We start from the raw sequence: 20147 nt of genomic DNA, 5'->3' as shown, positions 1-20147 counted from the left end.
AGAACCGGTGCGGCGTCAGCCGGCCAGATCGTCGCCCGCCTTGCGCCCGCGGCGATGGCTCGCGCCCTGAAGGACGGCCGCGACGATGGCGGCCACGACCGAGAGAAGTGTGAACAGCAACGCCGGCGCCACGACACCCGTGATGTCTTCGCCGGTTCCGCGGGCCAGCACCATGACCGTGGCGATCCCCGCCACCATCAGGCCGCCGGCGGCGAGCGCGAGGTACTTGACGATCCTGAAGACGTTGGTTGCGTTCCTGGCCATAGTCAACCTCGCAAGGTCTGTCGCGCGTTCCCGGACGATGCCCGCGAACGTTTCGATGAAGATCCAGAGAATGAAGCCGCCATGCCCACGGCCCTCGGTTTCGGCCCGTTCACGGCAGATGTCGGTGAACGTCTGCTCCATGCTGTCGGCGAAGCGTTCGCGGTACGGCCTCGGATAGAGACCGAGCAGCCTCCGGTACCAGCGCCGGTATCGTGCCTGTCCGTCCATTGTCAGATACCCACTACCTTGGGTAGAAGGGACCGCTCGTGGGCGACCGCGACGACCTGGCGGTAACGCTGCAACTCCGCCGCGAGGGTCTGTTGACCGAGCGCGGTGATGCCGTAGTAGACGCGGCGTTCGTCGTCGAGGTTCGGATCGATCTTCTTGTCGCTCTCGCGGATCAGGCCCGCTTCGCTCATTCGGCGGATCGAGCCGTAGAGCGTTCCTGGCCCCATCCTGACTTTGCCCCGGGAGTCGGACTCGACCTGTTTCATGATCCCGTAGCCGTGACGTTCCTGCGTCGAGAGCGCGAGCAGGATGTGGAGCACCGCCGGGGTGAGGGGCCCACCTGATTTGGTGCTTGCCATGAACCCAAACTATATCCGCGACGGATATAGGTCAAGCCGCGCCTCCGATCGATCTTCGCGACGCAGCCGCACGTTGGCTTCAGTCGGTTGCCAGGTCGGGCGGGACACGAGGAAATGGCAGAATGCCCGGCATGGCCGTACGACTGCGACCGATCCAGCGGCAGGACGTGCCACGACTTTCCGACCTGCTGGGGCAGCTCGGGTATCCGACCACCGAGACGGCCGTGCACGAACGCCTCGACTACTGGCTGGACGATCCCTCGAGCTGGCTCGTCGGCGCCCACGACGACGGCGATCTGATCGGCGTCGCGGCACTGCACATCCTGCCGATGCTTGAGGTGACCGGGAAGCTCGGACGCCTGCTCGCGCTGGTCGTCGACGACCGGTACCGGGGTCGGGGCGTCGGTCAGTCGCTGGTCACGGCCGCCGAAGAGCGGGCGCGTGCCGCAGGCTGCATCCAGATGGAGGTCACCAGCAGCCGATACCGAACGAGAACGCACGAGTTCTACCAACGACTCGGGTACGAGGACCGATGTGCGTCCAAGGCACGCTTCGTCAAGGGTCTCGCGGTCGTCCAGGTGTAGCCGTCTCCTGCCGACACGGCGCCCGACCATCAGGGCGGAGAGAGCAGCGCGTGTTCAACTGGCGGCTGCCGGTTCGCTGGGCCGCGCCGTGAAGAAGCGGACGATGTCGTCCGCTGCGGTTGGGGACAGCATCATCGCCTGGACCCGTGCGGACATTTCGGCGATCGGGTGGATCCTGGTGAACATCGCCTCTTCGTACGCCCGGATCGCCGAGTCCGGGTCGGCGGGGTTGGCGGCGAGCACGCCGGCGAGTTCGGCGGCGTCGAGCATGGCCTGATTGGCACCCTCGCCAACCGGCGGCATGAGGTGCGCGGCGTCACCGATGAGGGTGATGCCCGGCCGGTTGACCCAGCGTGGACCGGTGGGCATCGCTTCGATCCTGCGCGGCGTCGGCGTGCTGTCGCCGGCTTCGATGAGTGCGGTGAGGGTTGGAGCCCAGCCGTCGAACATCTCCAGCAGGACACGCTTACCACGGTATGCGTCGATGTCGCGATCTTCCGCGCGCGTGAGATCCCGACTCGGATGCTGCCGTCGGCGAGGCGTTGCGCTGCGAGGATCCGGTTCACGCCGATGCACCACAGGTTCCCGGGGCCGACCAGTTCGGCGAGATCCGGATGGCGCCGGTCGGCGTCGCTGATGCTCAGCTCCACCAGGGTCGCCACATAGGACAGCTCCACGTCGGTCAGCAGCGGCCGGACGACCGAGCGGGCGCCGTCCGCGCCGATGAGGACGTCGCAGTCGGCTCCGTGGCCACCGTGAAACGTCAGCCCGAAGCCCCCGTCGGGTCGTGGTGTCGCCGCGACGAGCCGGTGCTGCCAGGCGACCGCGTCACCGGGCAGGGAGTCGAGCAGAAGATCGCGCAGTGCGCTGCGGTCGATCTCGGGACGTCCGGAGAACGAGCCGGGTTGCGGCTTGTGGTGCACGAGGGTGCGTCCGGCCGGGTCGAGGATGCGATGTTCCTCGCCCTCGGGCCGCGCCTCGGACCGGAACCGGCCGGCGAGACCCGCCTCGGCCAGGGCACGTTGCCCGGATTCCGGGTGCAGGTCGAGCGATCCGCCCTGCGGTCGCGCGGATCGGTTCGCCTCGCGTTCGTACACCACCGCTTCGATGCCGCGCCGGCGCAGGATCCGCGCCAGGGTCAGGCCGCCGAGTCCGCCACCGATGATCGCGATTCGCATCCCCATCTCCTTTACCGTACGCTGTACCTCATGGATACGCCGTACGGTAGCGAAGTTCTGCCCGTTTGGGAACGGCCCGAGCCGGCGCCGCGAGCGGCGCCGGTGCCGTTGAGCCGCGCGAAGATCGCCGCCACGGCGATCCGGCTGGCGGACGCGCACGGTCTCGACGGACTCTCGGTTCGCAAGATCGCCAAAGAGCTCGGCGTCGGTCCGATGCGGCTCTACGACTACGTGATCAACAGGTCTGAACTGCTAGATCTGATGGTCGACGCCGTCTATTCCCAGATCGCCGAGGCCGGCCAGCACTCCGGGTGGCGCGCAACGGTCCTGGCCATCGTTCACCGGACCCGTGAGGCCGCCCTTGAGCACGAGTGGTTCTCCGACCTGCTCGGCGGAAGGCCACACCTGGGACCCCACGCGCTCGCCGTGGGCGAATCGACCGCGGCGGCGCTCAGCCAGGCTCCTGACGTGCGCGGCATCGACGATCTCCAGCGGGCCCTGGGCGCCCTCAACGCCTTCATCGTCGGAGCGCTCCGCAGAGAGGTCACCGAGCGACGTACCGCCCGTTCCACCGGCACCGACGTAACCGCCTGGCAGGCCAGCCTCGGCCCCTACCTCACCCGCATGCTCGAGACAGGCCGCTATCCCACCGTCGCCCGGCTCGTCATCGACGGCGCCCACCTCAACGCCGAGGAAACCTTCCACCACAACCTGACCACCATCCTGGACGGCATCACCAACCATCCCCACACGTGACCCAAGGTCCCGACCCCCCTCTACCCTCGCGCGGGTTACCCCGTCCCCTCCCGAGGGGGAGGCGTGGACTCCACGTGGCTGCGACATTGAGTCAGCAACCCCTGTTTCCACCGGCCCGCTGGCGTAACAGCACCCTCCCCGCTGGTCGGTGTCTCGACGAGGAGATCTGCCGATGACCGCTGCCACCGTCCTGAGGAAGCTGCACGGCCGGACGGCGGTGGGCGTGCCCCGTTGGGCCATGGTCGCCGCATACGCCGCCGCCCTGACCACGCTGCCCTCCGCCATCTGGCGGATCACCGCCTTCGTCCTCGACGCTCCGCTCGTCAAGCGTTTCGACGCTCCGCTGCCCGGCCACGGTCCGGTCCTGTTCGAAGGGATGTGGTACATCCTTGCGCTCAGCCTGATCAGCGAGGTGCTGGCGTTCCTCGCTCTCGGGCTGGTGTGCGAGTGGGGCGAGGTGTGGCCCAGGTGGATCCCTGGCCTGCGCGGCCGCCGGGTACCGCCCCTCGCCGCCGTCATCCCCGCCGGCCTCGGTGCGACCGCCCTGCTGATTTTCCCGTACGCACTGGCCATGATCGCCTCTGGCCGGATGGTCAATGGCAGTCCGCTCACGTCGTTCACCGAGGGCTGGCAGAGCGTCGCGTTCTGGGTCGCCTACCTGCCGCTGGCCGCCTGGGGACCACTGCTCGCCATCTTGACCGTTCACTACCACCGGCGGCGCCGAGCCGCCCGGTCTTCCGCCGCCGCTGGCGCGACGCGACCGAAGTAGTAGCCGGTGAGTGCGACCGCCAACGAGATCGACCAGAGCGGAAAGAAGAACCATCCGAGGCCGCCGGCACCCCAGTACGCCGGGTCGGATATCGATTGGCCCCACAGTTGGAAGGTGTCCAGCTGACCCGGCAGGTGCACGCCCAGTTGGCCCAGCAACTGTCCACGGCCGAACCCGAAGATGCCCACCACGGCGCAGCCGCCGAGCAGGAGGGGAAACCACATCGGCACGGTCAGGCCGCGAAGCACCGGGATCCAGCGCGGGAAGACCCTGCCCCACGGGCGCAACAGTCCAGACGTCAGTACGACACCGCCGAGTGCGAACGATGCCAGGATCGGCTCGATGTACACGTTCTCGGGCTGGTTGCGCAGGAGCGAGGCGACGAACGGCTCCGGCGCCCCGAGCGCCCAGCCCCGGGACCAGGCCAGGCGGATCACCGCGTACGGCAGCGGGCACAGCATCGCGACGAACGTCGCCACTCGACCGACCCGGATCCACCCGGACGATACGCGCTCCCGCCGCCGCGCGGCTTCCGAACCTCGATCGCGGGTACGCGCCGCGTAGGCCACGCCCGCCAGGATGAACAGCGTCGCACCGAGCGCCACGACGGCCTGGAACAACGTCGGCCAGTCCGCCCGGAGCCAGTTGATCGGGACCAGGCCGAGCGGCGGCAGCAACATGATCATCCGACCGTCGAGTACGACGCAGACCAGGGTCAGGACGACACCCACGCCGCCGCTGATCACCAGTCCCCGTCGCCGTGGCCGCTGGTCGCGGGTGTCGAGCCGCACGGCCACGACGAGTGCCGCCGCGCCGAAGCCGACGACGACGGGACCACCCGTACCGCGCTCCATGCCGGTCAGCAGTGCGGAGTAGTCCGGCCCGGTCACGTCGTTGCGCCCGAACGGGTATCCGGCCCCACCGGCCCACCAGAACACGCCCATCGCAACGAGGAACCAGGACCATCCGCTCGCCGCAGCTGCCGCCCACCGCCGCCAGGAAGAGCGGCCGGGCCGCGTTTCCGATTCTGTCGAGGCTGTCATGTCGGCAGTGTCGAGTATGGCGGGCACCCCCGGCGTCTGCCTGGTGGACGATCTGGAAGGCGCTCGGGTGCCGCGTCTGCGCCCCCACGGTGATGCCGGGGCCCTGAGTCTCCCGGCAGCATGAAGGCATGGTTTCCCGGCAGCACGAACGCATGCGAAGGCGACAGCTGACATCGGCGTTCCTGGCGCTCCTCACGGCAGGGGTCGCCATGCTCGTGCTGCCGCACCGCGGCGACACCGGTGGCTGGAAGGACACGTTCAGTCCCGCCCTGCCGGCCCCGAGCGGCCCGTACGACGTGGGTGTGCGACGAACGCTGCTCGTGGACCGCGACCGTCGCGACCCATGGCGGCCGGACACCGAGCGGACGCTGATGCTCGACGTGCGTTATCCGGCGGACGCCGGGTCCGCGCCGTTGGCGCACTACGCCGTGGCGTCCGCCATGACGGAACTCGGCAGCCTGGCGTGGGCGCCTACCGAAGAGCGGCGCCTCGGTTTACGGCCCGACGAGGTGAACTGGATGTTCCGTACCGCTTCACACGAGTGGGCGCCGCCGGCGGACGGATCGTTCCCCGTCCTGATCTGCTCGGCGCCACCTGGTGTGATGCGCACGGCGTACACGGGTCTCGCGGAGGAGCTGGCGAGCCGCGGTTACGTCGTCGTCACGCTCGATCATCCGTACGACTCGCCGGTGGTCGAGATCTATCCCACCCGGCGGGTGATCCGATCTCCCCAGGCCACCGTGGTGGTGGGCCGCGCCGAGGCCGACTCGACCAGGATCGCCGACATCGGGTACGTGGTGGCGGGTCTTCCCACCCTCGACCGGGAGTTGAGCGACGTGATGGACCAGCGGCGCCTCGGCCTGTTCGGCTGGGTGGGGTCGGACAGCGAACACCTGACCCGCCTCGCCGATCTGCCCGACGTGTCCGCCCTCGCGGCGGTGGCCGCCACTCCGGCCATGACCGGTCGCGCACCGGGCGTACCGCCGCTGCTCGTCGTCGACGGCCAGCAGGATGGGCAGCGACGTGATCGGCCACGAGGCTGGCTGGCGAGCGTGACCGTACCCGGCGCGACGGCGCGTTCGTTCACCGACGACGGTGCGGTGCTGGCGCAGATAGCCCAGCGCTACCCGCAGACGAATCCGGTCGTACGGCGGGACATCGGCGACGCGCAGCCGTTGGCGCAACGTACGGCGAGACAGGCTCTTGTCCGCTTCTTCGACATCCAACTTCGCGGTGCGCCGGCCGGCACGTTCGCCATGGAACCGGGCGTGACCCTCGACCTGGTCGTACCGTGAAATGCTCACCGGCATGACCCGGCTCCCGTGGGTGGCCGCTGGCCTGGTCACGGCCCTGGCACCCTGGTACGGCCAGCCCGGCGTGCTGCGGTTGTCCGCCTGGATCGTGGTGGTCGCCGCGGCACTGGCATCCTCGTTCCTCCGACTCGCCCGCGCACCGCTGGGCCTGGCGGCGGCCGCCGCCTCGATGAGCGGAAGTCTCTGGGCCTGGCAATCTCTCGATTACGGCTTCGTCGATGCCGGCGCCGACTCGGACAAGCTGCTGCTGTGGACCACGGTCGATGTCGGCGGGCTGACAGCCCTCGGCGTCACGCTGGCTCGCTGCGCCGACCGGACCGGCCGGCGCAGCGGATGGCTCCTGCTGACCCCCGGCGCCGCAGTCGGGATCCGACTTCTGCCGGACGCAGCCGTCGTGGAACAGATTTTCCTGGGGCTGCTGGGCGCCGCCACGGTGCTGTCCGGAATCCTGCTCGGTCGCTATCTGCGTGGGCTGGACCATGCCCGGGTCGCCGCCGTCGAGCAGGCGCGACTCGCGCAGAGCCGGGCGCTCGCGACGGATCTCCACGACTACGTGGCGCACGACATCGCCGGCATCGCGGTCGCCGCGCAGTCGGCGCGGATCACCGGACGACACGACGACGTGGCATCCATCGCGCAGATCGAGCTGGCCGCGACCCGGGCACTGCGCCGCCTCGACCGCAGCATCCGGCTCATGCGTCAGGGCACCGACGGTACGATCCCGCAGTACGGCCTCGCAGACGTACCGGACCTCGTTGCCGCCTGTCCGTTTCCGGTCGAGCTGACCGTGGCGGTGGAACGGCCGGAGGAGGTTCCGGCCGCGATACAGGCCACGGCACATCGGGTGATATCCGAGGCTCTCACGAACGTGGTCCGGCACGCGCACCCGGGCTGCCAGGTGCGGGTCTCGGCGACCCGGCAGGCCGGACAGCTCGAGGTCGTCGTGTCGAACAACCTGGCCGACGCCGCGACGCGAACGCGGAACACCCGCCCGGGAACGGGCCTGGTACACCTCCGGGCCCGGGTGGAGGCGCTCGACGGGACGATGGGCGCCAGCGCCGACAATGGCTCGTGGCGGGTCCGCGCGATGCTGCCCATAGACTGAGCCGATGCCGCCCCTCGACCCGTCGCCGGGTCCCCGGTGGGAGGATTCATGACCAGCATCGTCGTCGCGGACGACCACGACATGGTGCGGCACGGCTTCCGTATGGTGCTGTCCGCACAACCCGACCTCACCGTCGTGGGTGAGGCCCGCGACGGCGACAGCGCATGGGAGCTGGTCCGCCATCTCCGCCCGGCGGTGCTTCTCACCGACATCAGAATGCCGGGAACAGACGGGCTGGAACTCACCCGACGCGTCGCCAACGCGCCCGACCTGCCCACCAGGGTCATCGTGGTGACGACCTTCAACGAGGACGAGTACGTCGCTCGGGCGTTGCGCGACGGCGCCAGCGGCTTTCTCCTGAAGGCGTCCGCGCCCGGGCTGCTCGTCGAGGCCGTCCGGGCCGCGCTGGCGGGCAATGCCCTGGTCAGCCCCGAAGTCACCGTCCGCCTGCTGGAACGGCTGAGGACCGACCGGACGGTACGCCAGCCGAGTCCGCCGCTGACCCCGCGCGAGCGGGAAGTCGCCCAACTCGTGGCGCGGGGACTGAGCAACGACGAGATCGCCGTGGAACTGCGTATCTCACCAGGTACCGCCAAGACGCACGTGGCCCATCTGTCCATGAAGCTCGGCAACCTCACCCGGGTCGGCGTCGTCGCCTGGGCGTGGGAGTCCGGGCTGGTGTCCCGGCTGTAGCCGACGACCGGGCAGCGATCCCGAACCGGCGTCCTGACCGAGGCGGCGCCCGTGCCCTTGACCCTCACGTGGCGTGATGCCGCATTGTCGGCGGTGTGGCAGAGCATCTGGCCGTGGGACGCGTGGCCGAGTTGGCTGGCGTGAGCGTCCGCACACTGCATCACTATGACGAGATCGGCCTCGTGCGGCCGTCCGCGCGGACCGCGGCCGGGTACCGGGCCTACTCCGCGGGCGACGTGGAGCGGCTGCGGGAGGTGCTCGCCTACCGGCGGCTGGGTTTCGCGTTGCGCGAGATCGCGGATCTGGTCGACGACCCGAGCATCGACGCGGTCGCACATCTGCACCGGCTGCGCGGCCTGCTGCTGGAACAGCGTGACCGCGCTGCCGCCATGGTGACAGCCATAGACAGGGAACTGGAGGCACGGGCGATGGGGATCAGGATGACGCCGGAGGAACAACTGAAGATGTTCGGCGCGGAACTGTACGAAGCCATCGGATCCGCTTACCCGGCGACGCGGCGCACCGAGCCGCGGATCGCGGCGCGGGTCTGGGAGGCGCTGGGCGACGCGCGGACGGTGTTGAACGTCGGAGCCGGCACCGGCTCGTACGAGCCTCCCGATCGCGATGTCACGGCGGTGGAGCCGTCGGCGGTCATGCGGGCACAGCGTCCCCCGGGCGCGGCGCCGTGCGTGGCCGCCACTGCGGAGAGCCTCCCGTTCGAGGACCAGTCGTTCGACGCCGCGGTGGCGTTCAGCACCGTTCACCACTGGCACGACCCGATCGCCGGGCTGCGCGAGATGCGGCGGGTGGCCCGACGCGTGGTGGTGTTCACACACGACGCCAGTGACACCGGCTGGCGTCACCGGTTCTGGCTCACCCGCGACTACCTGCCCGAGGTCGCCGGTCTGGTCGCCGGCCGGCCCTCGGTGGACCAGTTGGCCCGCGCGATCGGGGCCCGGATGGAGCCGGTGCTCATCCCGTGGGACTGCGCCGACGGCTTCCTCGAGGCCTACTGGCGCCGACCCGAGGCGTACCTGGACGAACACGTACGCCGCGCGGTATCGGTCTGGACCAGAGTCGGGCCGGAGGCCGAGCAGCGGGCGGTAAGCACCCTCCACGAAGATCTTGCCTCGGGCCGGTGGGCCGAGCGCAACAGCGAACTCGCCGCCCTCGACGCGGCAGAACTCGGCCTCCGTCTTCTCGTCGCCTGAACCACCGTGCGCGGGTACGCCGCCACGGAGCTGGACGCCGGCGGTCGCCCTGCGCGATCAGGTGGCCGCCGGCCTGCGGCGCAACTCCCGGATGACGCCGTGCCGCCGCAGCGCCCAGACCAGGCGTCGGGCGGGACGGTGCCGCAGGAGCAGCACCGTTGCCTCCCTGACCAGCGTCAGCCGGTGCCCGCGGAACTCGTCCTCCGCCACCTTCCACACCAGGGTCCGCATCCCCTGGGACTCGAGGGCGTCGCGGATCTCCGCGCGGACGTCGGGATCGTCCAGAGCGGACCGGATCGACGACGCGAGACCCGGGCGGTCGGCGAGGTTGTCCGAGATCGCGGCGGTGAGGCTGTGCCGGATGTCGTCGGTCTCTATCAACAGCAGGACCGCACCGCGGATCTCCGCCGTCTCCAGCGCCGACCGCAGGAGCTCCATCGTCCGGCGCCGTACCTCGTCGTCGTGATCGTCGACGGCCAGGGCGGCGAGCAGGGACGTCACCTCGTCAAGGTCGATCAGATGCCGCAGGCCAGCCTGGAAGTCAGGTCGTTCCCAAGCGGCGAGCAGCACCTTGACCACGTTGCGATCCATGCCCTCACCTACCCGATCGACACCCGGACCGAAACGAGTGGAACGTTTCGAGGATTCCGCTCGGCCACCGATCGGGCGCCGCGCTCGAATCCCGGCCGGCCGAGCCCGGGGGAAGTCAGCTCAGCGCCGCCGCCTTGCGCAGCAGCACAGAGCGCTCGCGCTGGTTGGCGCACAGCCGGGCCGCCAGCTCCAGCTCGGCGCGCGCTTCGGGTCGCCGTCCGAGCCGGGCCAGCAGCTCGCCGCGTACGGTCGGAACCAGGTACGAATTGGCGAGCCGGTCCGAGGCGATCAGCTCGTCCACCATGGCCAGGGCTTGCGCCGGGCCGGAGGCCATCGCCACGGCGACGGCCCGGTTGAGCTCGACCACCGGTGAGGGCGCAATCCGACCGAGCGCCTCGTAGAGCACCACGATCCGGTCCCAGTCGGTCGCCTCGACCGACGGCGCCGAAGCGTGGGCGGCGGCGATCGCGGCCTGCAGGCCGTAGGGGCCGAGGCCGCGAGTCGATGCCCTGGCCAGCGCGGCCAGCCCACGGCGGATCGCCGAGAAGTCCCACCGCCGCCGGTCCTGGTGCTCGAGCAGGATCGGCGAACCGTCCGGGCCGGTCCGGGCCGGGAAGCGCGCGGCCGTCAGTTCGCACAGTGCGAGCAGGCCGTGCACCTCGGGCTCGTCCGGCTGTAGCGCGGCCAGCGTGCGGGCCAGCCGGATCGCCTCGTACGCGACGTCGGGGCGCAGCAGCCGGTCGCCCGATGTGGCCGTCGACCCCTCGGTGAAGATCACGTAGAGGACGCTGAGCACGCCGCCCAGCCGCTCCCCGCGCTCGCCGGCCGGCGGCAGTTCGAACGGCACCCCGGCCGCCGCGATCGTCTTCTTGGCCCGGGTGATCCGAGCCTGCACGGTCGGCACGGGTACGAGGAACGCGTGGGCGATCTCCTCGCTGGACAGGCCGCCGACCACGCGCAGGGTCAGCGCCACCCGGGCCTCCGGGGAGAGCACCGGGTGGCAGCTGACGAACATCAGCGCCAGGACGTCGTCGTCGATCCTGTCGGGGTCGATCTCCTCGTCGACCACCGGCTCGGCCGCCAGCAGGGCGTACCGGTCCTGGAGGGCGGTCCGGCGGCGGATCGCGTCGATCGCCCGCCGCCGGGCCGTGGCCATCAGCCAGCCGCCCGGATTGGCCGGAGAGGCAAGCGGCCACGACACCAGCGCCTCGGCAACCGCTTCCTGGGCCGCATCCTCGGCCAGCCCGAAATCGCCGGTGAACCGGGTCAGCGCGGCGACGATCCGCGCCGACTCGATCCGCCAGACGGCCTCGACGTCGGCCGTACCCATCAGATCTGGCCGTTGCTCTCGCGTAAGCGCCCTTCCTTGACGAACTTCCCGCTGTCCTGCGGGACCTCGTCCTCCCCGGGCACCCGCCGGATCTCGATCTTGGATCCGGGGACCGCCGGGACCCGCTTGGCCCACTCGACCGCCTCCTGCTTCGAGGCGACATCGAGCAGGAAGTAGCCCCCGAACAGTTCCTTGGTCTCTCCGTACGGCCCGTCGGTGACCACCGGGGCCTCGCCGCTGAAGTGCACCACGACACCCTGGCCCGGATCGTCCAGCCCTTCGGCCGCGACGTAGACGCCGGCCCTGGCCGTCTCCTCGATGAACAGGCGGGTCGCGGCCATCATCTCGTCGATGTCGGCCATCATGGCCGCGTTCGTCTCGTCGGTACCCCGCATGATCAGCATGTACTGCGGCATCGCGTTCTCCTCATCCGGCAGGGGGCCGTCGCTCGGCCCTCGCACCCCCACGTCGAACGATCGGCCCCCGGATCGACACGGCCCGGGACAATCTTCCACCGCAGCCCAACCGGCGGCCGCTACGTACACATCTTCCCGGCGTCATGACCGACCCCGACCGGCCGTGGACCGTCCAGCGCCCTCGGGACAGGGCCAGTCCGGTCCGGCGTCGGGGTTGCGGCAGGCAGTCCGGGACGGCGACCGAAGTCCGTCCGGTGAACTCTAGTAATAGTTGTCGATCGGCTGGCGGGCCTCGTCGAACAGCGCCGGTCCCTCGTACCGCACCGGGAGTAGCGGCGGGGTGGCCGGCTTGACCTGCTCGAACTGTTCGGCTGACAGGGCGTACACCACCCGGCCGAGGCCGGACCGGGCGATCGCGGTCGCGCACATCGGGCAGGGCTGGCAACTGGTGAACATGGTGGTGCTGGCTGCCACGTCGGGTACGAGTTCCCGAGCGGCCCAGCGGGCCAGCTTCAGCTCCGGGTGAGCGGAGATGTCCGAGTCGGAGACCACGGTGTTGTGGGCCTCGATCAGGACGGCGCCGTCCGCGCCGACCAGCAACGAGGCGAACGGCCGCTCGCCGGACGCCCCGGCCTGGCTGGCGAGTTCCACGGCACGGCGGAGGAACTTCTCGTCGTCGGGAGTCATCCGTCCTCCTGGGATCTGTGGTACGCGGCCAGGGCGGCAAGGGTCTGCCAGGCGCGTTCGGGCTGGCGGATCTCGGTCGGGTCACCATTGAACGGGTCGAGCACCACCGTCTCGGCGCCGAGCAGACGGATCTGGTCGAGGTCGGCGATGATCTGGTCGATGGTGCCGACCCCGGCAAGCCGCTCCGGGTCGGTGACCGGTTCACGGGTCTCCCGCAGTGCGATACGCGGCATCAACGCGGGCACCGGCCGACCCAGTTCGTCGGCGGTGGCCTTCAGCCGCCCGGCCGCCTTGGCCAGCCATCCGGGCGTGAGCCGCAGCGGGTGCCAGGCGTCACCGAGCAGCACGGCACGACGGATGCCGGCGTCGCTGTTGCCGCCGACCCAGATCGGGATCGCCGCCGTGTCGTAGTCGTCGCTGTTCCGCCAGGCGTCGCGCATCGTCTGCAGGTACTCGTCGGTCAGCGCGCCGCGCCGCCGGAACGGCACGCCGAGCGCCTCGAACTCCTGCCGGGCCCAGCCGACACCGACGCCGAGGACGAGTCGGCCGCCGCTGAGCCGATTGAGGTTCGCCGCCATCCGGGCGGTGAGCAGCGGATGCCGGTACGGGACGATGAGCACCGTGGTGCCCAGCCGGACCCGGCGGGTCAGCCCGGCCAGCCAGGACAGCGTGGTGAACGGCTCGTAGAACGGTGCCGGATACTGCTCGGCCACGTCCGGGGTCACCGCGATGTGGTCGGAGACCATCAGCAGGTCGAAGCCGAGACCCTCGAGTGTCTGCGCCCACTGTCGCAGCATGTCCGGGTCGGTACCCGGGGCGAAGTTCGGTACGTTCACGCCAAGCTGCACGGGTCCCAGGCTAGTCAGCCTTGATCCAGCTTGGGAACGCCTTGTTCGCCACCTTTTCTCGTCTTACCCGTGAGACGGCTGGCGGCGAGGAGTTGGATGGCGGTGACGTTTCGCGATCTGTTCCCCTTGGTGCTGGTGGAGACGGCCGTCGGCGAGACTCGGGAGATGCTGCTGGTGATGTCCGGCATGCTGTGGACATGACCGAGGAACCGAAGGATCGATCCGCTCTGTCCGGCGACACGGTGCCCGTCGCACCGGCGGCGATCTCTGTGATGTTGATCGTCTCCGATGCGGACGCCGCAGCCGCCTGGTACTCGACTGCACTGGGCGCGACGGAACTGTGGAACCTTGGGGGTGTGGCCGGCCTTGAGATCAGCAGCGCCCCCTTCTTCCTGCATGAGGTCAATCCCAAGAACCCTACAGAGACCAATCCCGGCCAGGCGGGGGTCACGAGCACCCGCATCGAGGTGTTCGTCGATGACCCCGACACCTTCATCGAGCGCGCCGTCGCGGCCGGCGCAGTCGCCAGAGCGGCAATCGAGGATCACCGCGTGCCCTGGGGGACGCACCGTCAAGGTGGCTTCACCGACCCGTTCGGTCACAACTGGTCCGTGGGCGACAGGTCACCCCTGGGCTCGTTCCCACGTTGATCGGGCCCAGCCTTCAAATGCAGGTTCGCGTATCGCCTCATGGCGCGGGCTCTGGCCCGGCTGGTCGGCCTACTGTCCGACGGGCGGCGCGAGACGCGCAGCTCGGTACGCCGCCGCCACGATGGCATTGTCTGGTTCAGCCCACACCATTCGGCAGCGAGCTTCGCCGCCGGGAACAACGCTGGGACTGCTCCGTACAGCGGGAAGGCGGCGAAGTCGGCATCGTCGACAACCTGCGAAAATCCGAGGGCACGGTAGAAATCGCGCTGCCGCCCCAGATCACGAACGCCCAATGTGAAGACATTGGCCAGCGGGGTCTGCGGAGCGGGCTCAGACCTCATCGTTCATCGCTCGATGGTAATCGAGGCGGTGCAGGCCGACGGTACGTACCGGCCGTGGCCGGCGTGGGTTGTGCGCCGCTGAATCTGCCGGCGCTCAGTCCGCGTCGGCCGTGATCGGATCGAACGACGTCCCGTCCGCCGGGCCCACCTCGTGCAACCGCCCGCCCCGCACCAGGTACACGAAATTGTGCCGGGTCCGCGCGGCGAAGTCGGCCCGCTGCTCGTCGGTCCAGTCGTCGCGGTGGGTGCGGGGGTACTCGGCGAAGTCCGGTTCGGTCAGCAGACGGACCACGTAGACGGCGTTAGCGCGCACCTCGATGCGCCACCGGTCGTCGGGCCACTCCCCCTCGGCCTTGATGACGCCGTCGACGACGTGGTCGAAAGTAAACCCGTCCAGCGCGGGCGGATATATCCGGCCCGGCGCCGGGTCGACCCGCTCCCGCGCGACGGTGGCGTCCGGCTTCAGGAACGTGTGTACCAGGTACCCCATCCAGAGATCGGCCTGGTAGAACTTCTCATTTCCGTTCCAGGCGATCGCGGTGCCGTCGGCGGTCGGCGCCCACTTGCACCAGTACCCGGGCTTGCTCGGATCCGGATCGCCGGCGTTCTCGATCTCGTCGCCGTAGCCGAGCGCGTAGGGGCCGGTGGACCGAGGCTCGTGCCTGGTCTCGGCGAACGCCAGCAGGTAGTCGATCTCGTGCCGGTTGAGCGGAGGAGTGATCGTCACCTGGCCGGTGAAGGTGGTCTCGTAGCCCACTGCGGTTCCCTTCCACGAAGCGTCGCACGTGTATGCCACGCACGATAGGCAGTACGGACCGTTGCATGATGGCTGACATGATGATCGATCGACAGGGCCGAGTCACGTAGGCGGGCGCTGACGCACGCTCGTACCGCTCCGTCCGTGCTGACGTTCGTCGCAGCTGGTGACGACGGTGATGCAGGGCCGCCCTACCTGATTCTGCTTCCGGTGTCGTACCTGCCGATCTGTCGGGCGTGGACGCGAGACCTCCTGGCGCTGGGCGGAACGGGCTGGTCACGCCGATCCGCAGGCGACGCAGCGCGGCTACGTACGGGGGTTCGGGACGCCGGACGGCGTCGGCGATGGCCTGCGTGATCGGTTGATCGTGCTCGGCGGGCGGCATCTGCATGACGGGACCTACGTCGTATACGTCGGCGTCCGCGACGTGCTGGACTTGGCTGATGCCCTCGAAACTGTGGACCGGACGTGGCTTCGCGGCCGGTTCGATCCGACCGACGACCACGACCACGACGGGGCGCATGCCGCTTCCGGTTTTCGAAATGCACCTGGGGAAACCTCGTCGAGGTCCAAGCGTCTTTGACCGAGCACTTCCCTGAGTCTCGTCGGCGCCTTGACCGCCCTACCATCACGCAATAACCTGCACCCGACGATCTCCGAGGCACTCGGCCCGGGTCGTCAAATTCGGGGAGGACAACATGCGATTTGGTAGACGGCTGACGATTCTGGTCGCGATGGTCCTTGGCTTCCTGGTCCTGTCTGGACACGCAGCTCAGGCTGCCTATTACAACACGTACAGCGACATCGCCAGCACGCCAGACACGAGCTGCTGCACCGGGGTGCAAGGCTTCGCCGCCGGAACCACCTACCTCTACTCGATCAAGAACCACACCAATTACGACGACGTCTCCGTCATATACCGCGTCCACAAGACCACCGGTGCGCGAGTGGTGATGAAGAACGGCACGAACAACACGTCGACCAACACCTGGCTCGGGCACGGGAACGACATGACGATCGTCGACATCGATGGGCAGCACCACATGTTCATCGTCACCATGAACGCGAGCGGCGCGCAGCTCGTGAGGCTTCGCTACGACGGCACCACCTACTACCACGCCGGGTCCTACCAGCTGCGGCTCAACGGGGCCGTATCGACGCCGTCCGGGGTTGATCGAGTCTCGGTCACCAGCACTGCGATCGCGTTCATGTTCAAGAGTGGCAGGACGATCTACAACGGCACTCTCCCGCTGCGCGCCGCCTCCGGGACCATCAACCTGACGCAGGCGTTCAACCTGCAGGTCGAAGGCGCCCTGGTCAACGGTGCAACGGTGCCAGACCTGGGGACCTTTGCCAACCAGGGATTCTTCTACGACGAGGCCAAGAGGGTTCTCTACTACCCGCTGACCAAGGACAACCGCAGCATCGTGCTTGTCTACCGGAATGTGTTGCCGACGACGACGGGGACCGCGCCCGCGGCCACTGACCTCTCCTTCCGCATCACGTCCTCGGCATACTCGGTCAAGTTCGAGATCGAAGGCGTAGGAATCAGCGACGGCAAGCTGTACTTCAGCACGAACCGGGCGAACTCGAGCGGTGCGCACGACGGGGTCCACGTGTTCAACGGCTACGTCGCCGCGTAGCGCACGTCAACGGGGCAGCCTCGCTGTGGCTCATTCGCTGAGCCACAGCGAGTCCCACGTCCGGCCGCAGGTTTTGTAGGCGCTGTCGCGCGCTCCCAGGAAGCCGCCGGATCGGTCGGCCGGGCCGGCGGTACGCGCGGAACGCCGGGTGGGGAAACCGGGTCGACGCACCGTTGATCCGGAGGTTGCCCGGGTTCGCCCAACCCGGGCCGGCGCACCAGCCAGCCAAGAGCGGCGCACCAGCCAGCCACGAACAGCGCACCACCCCCGGGCCACCGGGCGCCGGCTCGGGTCATCATCGGGCGAGTCCACGGTTGAGGGGTCGACACTTGCCGACGGGTCCGGTGCGGGCGCCTGCGGCGCATCTGTCGCTACAGTGGTGCCCCATGGTGGACGGGGCGTGGCCAGCCGTGCTCGCCGTCGTGGTGGGGGTCGTGGTCGTGGTGGTGACGACCATCGGCCTCGTGGTACTCCGTCGACGGTTCGTGGTGGTGACCGTGCGCGGCCCCAGCATGGAGCCGACGTTGCGGGAGGGCGACCGCGTCCTGATCCGCCGCCGAGAGGCCGCGCGACTTCGTGCCGGCGACCTCGTGGTCTTCGCGGAAGCACCGGAGTCGCCGCACGGACCACCGCCGCTGTCACCGCACGGGCCGGTGCCAGCGGACGGGCCGACGCCACCGTACGGGCCGACGCCAACCGGCGGGTCGACATCGATGCCATCAGGCGGGCCGATGCCGCCATCGCCGATGCCGGCCCGGGGACCGAGAAGACCGTGGCGCCCGGGTGTGCCCGGCCACAAGCTGTCGCAGTCGTCGGAGGGATGGCTGGTCAAGCGGGCGGTCGCGGTCGCGGGGGATCCCGTGCCACGTGACGCCGGGCCGGCACTGGCCGTCCTGGACGACGACGTCGTTCCCCCGGACTGCCTGGTCGCGCTCGGTGACAACGCATCGGCGAGCTACGACTCACGCCACTACGGATACGTGACCGCCGACCGACTCCTCGGCGTCGTGCTGCGCCGGATCTGAGTCGGTGCCAATCCGCTGTCCTGTCTGGACCTGCCGCCGACACGAACCACACCTTCACGTACGGCGTCATCCGGCGGCCGCGCGAGCACACCACCCGGCTCGACGCGATGGCCACCGGGCGACCCGGGCCCGACCTGATCCTGCCGGCGGGCGCCGAGCCGAGCCCGTTCGATCCGGTGCCGACCACCAGGGGTGAGTCGCTCGGCCGGGACGACCTGGCTGGCGGCGGTCCTGGCCGACTTCTTCTCGACCCAGTCGGCCTCGTCGTGGAACTCGGTGACACCGGTGCGCTCGGACACCCGGACGACGGTGACCGGGTCCTTGACGTCGTGCTCGTCGTCGACGACGGCGAAGTGGTGGTCCATCCGAGCACCACCCCAGTGGGAGGTAGAAGAACCAGTCATTGCCATCAAGGGTCCTGAGATCTTCTAGACCCCGAGAAACGCCGCGCGCCTGTTCAGTACCCCGCACCCCTCGGCGCGGCGGACAGGCTGACCCGACCGTGTGGGTGGGCGGTCGGGTCAGCCTGCTGTCAGGCGGGCGGGCTGATCCGGATGCTCAGGCCCGTCCGGATCGACCGACTGTTGAAGGTGTACTCCAGTGCGTCCGTGCCGGTGGCGTTCTCCAGACCAACGGTCGCCCTGCCGCCGGTGGCGTCCGAGCCGCCGACCAGATCCTTGTAGTGGTACTCGACGGTCCCGATCGGACTGAACACCGCACTCACCGAGATCCGCTCGCCGGGCGCGGCGGAGAAGGTGACATTGCGCCACTCGACCACGAACGTGGTTGAGCTGGCCGAGATGTACACCCCCGCCGCCGCGTCGACGTCCAGGCCGTCCCAGAACGGATAGAACGCACCGTTCGGACGGCTCGAGCTCGGGATGCTGTTGTTGAAGAAGTCGTATGTCCAGGTGGGCAGGAGCTGGATCGCGCCGCTGGTGCTGATCCAGGCCGAGGTGTAGCTCTGACCATAGAGCAGTAGCGGGAACGGCAGGGTCACCTGGGCCTTCTGCCCGGTCGTGCTGATCGGCAGCAGGGTACTGCCGGCCTGGTAGCCGGGCGCGATCCGCCGGCAGGTGTGGCCGAAGGCGTCCTGCCGCTGGGCGAGCGGAAAGTTCCGGGTGACATCCGACGAGGTGACGGTCAGGTCGGCGGTGGTCGGTGCGGCGCACCGCGACGATGGCTCGGTGTACAGCCGATAGCTGCCCGCCGGCACCGTCACCGAATAGTGCCCGTTGACGTCGGTCACCGCGGAGACCGCGACGTCGACCAGGCGTACCAGCGCGGCGGGGTCGGGCTGCCCGCCGACCGTCACCGTGCCCTGGATGGTGTACCTCGGCAACCGCACCATGCTCAGGTTCAGGGATGCGGTGCCACCCGCGGTCACCGTGACCGTGCCGCTGCGCGGCTGGTATCCGAACCTGCGGGCCTGCCAGGTGTACGTCCCGGTGGCCGCCGGCTGCCAGTCGAGGTCGCCGTCGGCACCGGTGGTCAGCGTCTTGTTCACCGGGCCGGTCAGCGTGAGCTGAACGTCGCCCAGGTCGGCCGTGCTGCTCTGGTCGATCGCGTGCGCGGTGAGCGTGCCGGTCGGGACGGAAGGGCCGGCGACGATCGAGGCGTACACGTCGAGCCGCCCCTCGCCCCAGACGTTGTTGTCGTCGGCGCTGCCGCCGCAGGTGGTGTCGTTGACGTCGATGGCGCCGTTGTCCAGCAGGTTCCTGGTCGCCGCGACGTTGCCCTCCAGATGTGGGCGGGCGGCCCAGATCAGCGCGACCGCGCCGGCCACGTGCGGGGTGGCCATCGAGGTGCCTCCGAGGGACTCGTACCCGTCACCGTACGCCGAGGTGACCGCCACCCCGGGGGCGGCGATGTTCGGCTTGATGTCGCCGTTCTCCCCAGGGCCGCTCGAGGAGAAGTCGGCGATGACGTTGTCGGAGTCGAACGCGCCGACGCCGTACGCGGAGAGGTCCTGGGCTGGGGAGCCGGTCGACCCGCACGGCGTGGTCCCCGAGTTGCCGCTGGCGAATACCGGAAAGATGCCGGCCGACACCCACGACTCGACGATCGGGCTGTACCACTGCGGTCCATCCTCGGGGTCCCAGCCCCAGGAGTTGTTGACGACGTCCGGCGCCAGGTCGGGGCGGGGGTTCTCGCCCAACTCGTCGGTTGGGGCGAGCATCCACTGGCCAGCCGCCACCAGCGCGTTGTAATCGCAGAGGACCGCTCCGCAGGCTCGGGCCGCGATCCACTTCGCACCTGGTGCGACCCCGACCTGGTGGACTCCGTCCGGCGTGGCGCCCACCCTGATCGATGGACCATGCATCCATCACTGTGCATGGTGACCGTTGAGTGGCGG

22 protein-coding genes and 1 pseudogene are annotated in these 20147 nt (G+C 69.4%); 10 read left to right on the top strand and 13 right to left on the bottom strand.

What is annotated here, in order from left to right:
• Positions 1-15: 15 nt before the first annotated feature.
• Positions 16-492, bottom strand: coding sequence for a hypothetical protein (locus tag I0C86_RS15210; RefSeq protein ID WP_196201867.1), 477 nt, complete (start codon positions 490-492; stop codon positions 16-18).
• A 2-nt stretch (positions 493-494) separates the two neighbouring features.
• Positions 495-851 (bottom strand): PadR family transcriptional regulator, encoded by a 357-nt coding sequence (locus I0C86_RS15205; protein WP_196201866.1) that lies wholly within the window; start codon positions 849-851, stop codon positions 495-497.
• A gap of 131 nt (positions 852-982) precedes the next feature.
• On the opposite strand from I0C86_RS15205, the gene I0C86_RS15200 reads away from it, so the two are divergent.
• Positions 983-1435, top strand: a complete 453-nt coding sequence (locus I0C86_RS15200; protein ID WP_196201865.1) for a GNAT family N-acetyltransferase — start codon at positions 983-985, stop codon at positions 1433-1435.
• A 54-nt stretch (positions 1436-1489) separates the two neighbouring features.
• On the opposite strand, the gene I0C86_RS45035 is transcribed toward I0C86_RS15200, so the two are convergent.
• Both I0C86_RS45035 and I0C86_RS45475 read right to left on the bottom strand, forming a co-directional pair.
• The gene (locus I0C86_RS45035; protein WP_323373644.1) at positions 1490-2014 is read right to left on the bottom strand and encodes an FAD-dependent oxidoreductase; all 525 of its coding nucleotides are present in this window, start codon (positions 2012-2014) and stop codon (positions 1490-1492) included.
• An 83-nt stretch (positions 2015-2097) separates the two neighbouring features.
• Positions 2098-2613 (bottom strand): annotated as a pseudogene (locus I0C86_RS45475) (FAD-dependent oxidoreductase); the annotation flags it as partial.
• A 30-nt stretch (positions 2614-2643) separates the two neighbouring features.
• Between I0C86_RS45475 and I0C86_RS45470 the strand changes: the two are divergent.
• Entirely contained in the window at positions 2644-3369 is a 726-nt protein-coding gene (locus tag I0C86_RS45470; protein WP_196201894.1) for a TetR/AcrR family transcriptional regulator, read from the top strand.
• Between the two features lie 172 nt (positions 3370-3541).
• Positions 3542-4138: a hypothetical protein gene (locus I0C86_RS15180; protein ID WP_196201864.1), complete on the top strand. Its 597-nt coding sequence runs from the start codon at positions 3542-3544 to the stop codon at positions 4136-4138.
• On the opposite strand, the gene I0C86_RS15175 is transcribed toward I0C86_RS15180, so the two are convergent.
• Entirely contained in the window at positions 4075-5082 is a 1008-nt protein-coding gene (locus I0C86_RS15175) for a hypothetical protein (RefSeq protein WP_196201863.1), read from the bottom strand. The genes I0C86_RS15180 and I0C86_RS15175 overlap by 64 nt on opposite strands.
• Positions 5083-5333: 251 nt before the next feature.
• Between I0C86_RS15175 and I0C86_RS15170 the strand changes: the two genes are divergently transcribed.
• The 4 genes from I0C86_RS15170 (at position 5334) to I0C86_RS15155 (ending at position 9503) form a co-directional block, all read left to right on the top strand.
• Entirely contained in the window at positions 5334-6476 is a 1143-nt protein-coding gene (locus I0C86_RS15170) for an alpha/beta hydrolase (protein WP_196201862.1), read from the top strand.
• A gap of 13 nt (positions 6477-6489) precedes the next feature.
• Positions 6490-7599: a sensor histidine kinase gene (locus I0C86_RS15165; protein ID WP_196201861.1), complete on the top strand. Its 1110-nt coding sequence runs from the start codon at positions 6490-6492 to the stop codon at positions 7597-7599.
• Between the two features lie 48 nt (positions 7600-7647).
• Positions 7648-8292: a response regulator gene (locus I0C86_RS15160; RefSeq protein ID WP_196201860.1), complete on the top strand. Its 645-nt coding sequence runs from the start codon at positions 7648-7650 to the stop codon at positions 8290-8292.
• 95 nt (positions 8293-8387) lie between these two features.
• Complete coding sequence (locus I0C86_RS15155; RefSeq protein ID WP_196201859.1) at positions 8388-9503, top strand: MerR family transcriptional regulator; 1116 nt, start codon at positions 8388-8390, stop codon at positions 9501-9503.
• Between the two features lie 57 nt (positions 9504-9560).
• Here the strand turns inward: I0C86_RS15155 and I0C86_RS15150 are convergent, their stop codons facing one another.
• From I0C86_RS15150 to I0C86_RS15130, 5 genes are all read right to left on the bottom strand, one after another.
• A complete protein-coding gene (locus I0C86_RS15150; protein WP_196201858.1) occupies positions 9561-10094 on the bottom strand; it encodes a hypothetical protein in 534 nt (177 codons plus the stop codon).
• Between the two features lie 115 nt (positions 10095-10209).
• On the bottom strand, positions 10210-11424 hold the full coding sequence (locus tag I0C86_RS15145; protein WP_196201857.1) for an RNA polymerase sigma factor: 1215 nt from the start codon (positions 11422-11424) through the stop codon (positions 10210-10212).
• The gene (locus tag I0C86_RS15140) at positions 11424-11840 is read right to left on the bottom strand and encodes a YciI family protein (protein WP_196201856.1); all 417 of its coding nucleotides are present in this window, start codon (positions 11838-11840) and stop codon (positions 11424-11426) included. The genes I0C86_RS15145 and I0C86_RS15140 overlap by 1 nt, the downstream gene beginning before the upstream one ends.
• Positions 11841-12101: 261 nt before the next feature.
• Positions 12102-12527 (bottom strand): nucleoside deaminase, encoded by a 426-nt coding sequence (locus I0C86_RS15135; protein ID WP_196201855.1) that lies wholly within the window; start codon positions 12525-12527, stop codon positions 12102-12104.
• Positions 12524-13375, bottom strand: a complete 852-nt coding sequence (locus tag I0C86_RS15130) for an LLM class flavin-dependent oxidoreductase (protein WP_196201854.1) — start codon at positions 13373-13375, stop codon at positions 12524-12526. The genes I0C86_RS15135 and I0C86_RS15130 overlap by 4 nt, the downstream gene beginning before the upstream one ends.
• Positions 13376-13572: 197 nt before the next feature.
• Between I0C86_RS15130 and I0C86_RS15125 the strand changes: the two genes are divergently transcribed.
• On the top strand, positions 13573-14025 hold the full coding sequence (locus I0C86_RS15125) for a VOC family protein (RefSeq protein WP_196201853.1): 453 nt from the start codon (positions 13573-13575) through the stop codon (positions 14023-14025).
• A gap of 435 nt (positions 14026-14460) precedes the next feature.
• Here I0C86_RS15125 and I0C86_RS15120 read toward each other — a convergent pair whose 3' ends face one another.
• A complete protein-coding gene (locus I0C86_RS15120; RefSeq protein WP_196201852.1) occupies positions 14461-15123 on the bottom strand; it encodes a hypothetical protein in 663 nt (220 codons plus the stop codon).
• A gap of 698 nt (positions 15124-15821) precedes the next feature.
• Between I0C86_RS15120 and I0C86_RS15115 the strand changes: the two genes are divergently transcribed.
• Together I0C86_RS15115 and I0C86_RS15110 are read left to right on the top strand one after the other, a co-directional pair.
• Positions 15822-16766 carry a hypothetical protein gene (locus tag I0C86_RS15115; protein WP_196201851.1) on the top strand — a complete coding sequence of 315 codons (945 nt, stop codon included), beginning with the start codon at positions 15822-15824 and terminating at the stop codon, positions 16764-16766.
• A 386-nt stretch (positions 16767-17152) separates the two neighbouring features.
• Positions 17153-17791: a S26 family signal peptidase gene (locus I0C86_RS15110; RefSeq protein WP_196201850.1), complete on the top strand. Its 639-nt coding sequence runs from the start codon at positions 17153-17155 to the stop codon at positions 17789-17791.
• Here the strand turns inward: I0C86_RS15110 and I0C86_RS15105 are convergent.
• Together I0C86_RS15105 and I0C86_RS15100 are read right to left on the bottom strand one after the other, a co-directional pair.
• Positions 17737-18156, bottom strand: a complete 420-nt coding sequence (locus I0C86_RS15105; RefSeq protein WP_196201849.1) for a hypothetical protein — start codon at positions 18154-18156, stop codon at positions 17737-17739. The two genes, I0C86_RS15110 and I0C86_RS15105, sit on opposite strands and share 55 nt — an antisense overlap.
• Positions 18157-18323: 167 nt before the next feature.
• Positions 18324-20114 (bottom strand): S8 family serine peptidase, encoded by a 1791-nt coding sequence (locus tag I0C86_RS15100; RefSeq protein ID WP_196201848.1) that lies wholly within the window; start codon positions 20112-20114, stop codon positions 18324-18326.
• Positions 20115-20147 lie beyond the last annotated feature (33 nt).

Source organism: Plantactinospora alkalitolerans, assembly GCF_015690345.1.
Classification (GTDB): domain Bacteria; phylum Actinomycetota; class Actinomycetes; order Mycobacteriales; family Micromonosporaceae; genus Plantactinospora; species Plantactinospora alkalitolerans.
This window is presented reverse-complemented; position numbering and strand designations above follow the sequence as displayed.

What these genes read in the sequence shown, in the direction of transcription:
- I0C86_RS15145 (WP_196201857.1), bottom strand. Translation starts at nt 11,424, where the DNA reads ATGGGTACGGCCGACGTCGAGGCCGTCTGGCGGATCGAGTCGGCGCGG.
- I0C86_RS15140 (WP_196201856.1), bottom strand. Translation starts at nt 11,840, where the DNA reads ATGCCGCAGTACATGCTGATCATGCGGGGTACCGACGAGACGAACGCG.
- I0C86_RS15205 (WP_196201866.1), bottom strand. Translation starts at nt 851, where the DNA reads ATGGCAAGCACCAAATCAGGTGGGCCCCTCACCCCGGCGGTGCTCCAC.
- I0C86_RS15125 (WP_196201853.1), top strand. Translation starts at nt 13,573, where the DNA reads ATGACCGAGGAACCGAAGGATCGATCCGCTCTGTCCGGCGACACGGTG.
- I0C86_RS45470 (WP_196201894.1), top strand. Translation starts at nt 2,644, where the DNA reads ATGGATACGCCGTACGGTAGCGAAGTTCTGCCCGTTTGGGAACGGCCC.
- I0C86_RS15180 (WP_196201864.1), top strand. Translation starts at nt 3,542, where the DNA reads ATGACCGCTGCCACCGTCCTGAGGAAGCTGCACGGCCGGACGGCGGTG.
- I0C86_RS15105 (WP_196201849.1), bottom strand. Translation starts at nt 18,156, where the DNA reads ATGGACCACCACTTCGCCGTCGTCGACGACGAGCACGACGTCAAGGAC.
- I0C86_RS15170 (WP_196201862.1), top strand. Translation starts at nt 5,334, where the DNA reads ATGCGAAGGCGACAGCTGACATCGGCGTTCCTGGCGCTCCTCACGGCA.
- I0C86_RS15110 (WP_196201850.1), top strand. Translation starts at nt 17,153, where the DNA reads ATGGTGGACGGGGCGTGGCCAGCCGTGCTCGCCGTCGTGGTGGGGGTC.
- I0C86_RS15160 (WP_196201860.1), top strand. Translation starts at nt 7,648, where the DNA reads ATGACCAGCATCGTCGTCGCGGACGACCACGACATGGTGCGGCACGGC.
- I0C86_RS15100 (WP_196201848.1), bottom strand. Translation starts at nt 20,114, where the DNA reads ATGCATGGTCCATCGATCAGGGTGGGCGCCACGCCGGACGGAGTCCAC.
- I0C86_RS15135 (WP_196201855.1), bottom strand. Translation starts at nt 12,527, where the DNA reads ATGACTCCCGACGACGAGAAGTTCCTCCGCCGTGCCGTGGAACTCGCC.
- I0C86_RS15175 (WP_196201863.1), bottom strand. Translation starts at nt 5,082, where the DNA reads ATGGGCGTGTTCTGGTGGGCCGGTGGGGCCGGATACCCGTTCGGGCGC.
- I0C86_RS15150 (WP_196201858.1), bottom strand. Translation starts at nt 10,094, where the DNA reads ATGGATCGCAACGTGGTCAAGGTGCTGCTCGCCGCTTGGGAACGACCT.
- I0C86_RS15210 (WP_196201867.1), bottom strand. Translation starts at nt 492, where the DNA reads ATGGACGGACAGGCACGATACCGGCGCTGGTACCGGAGGCTGCTCGGT.
- I0C86_RS15200 (WP_196201865.1), top strand. Translation starts at nt 983, where the DNA reads ATGGCCGTACGACTGCGACCGATCCAGCGGCAGGACGTGCCACGACTT.
- I0C86_RS15115 (WP_196201851.1), top strand. Translation starts at nt 15,822, where the DNA reads ATGCGATTTGGTAGACGGCTGACGATTCTGGTCGCGATGGTCCTTGGC.
- I0C86_RS15165 (WP_196201861.1), top strand. Translation starts at nt 6,490, where the DNA reads ATGACCCGGCTCCCGTGGGTGGCCGCTGGCCTGGTCACGGCCCTGGCA.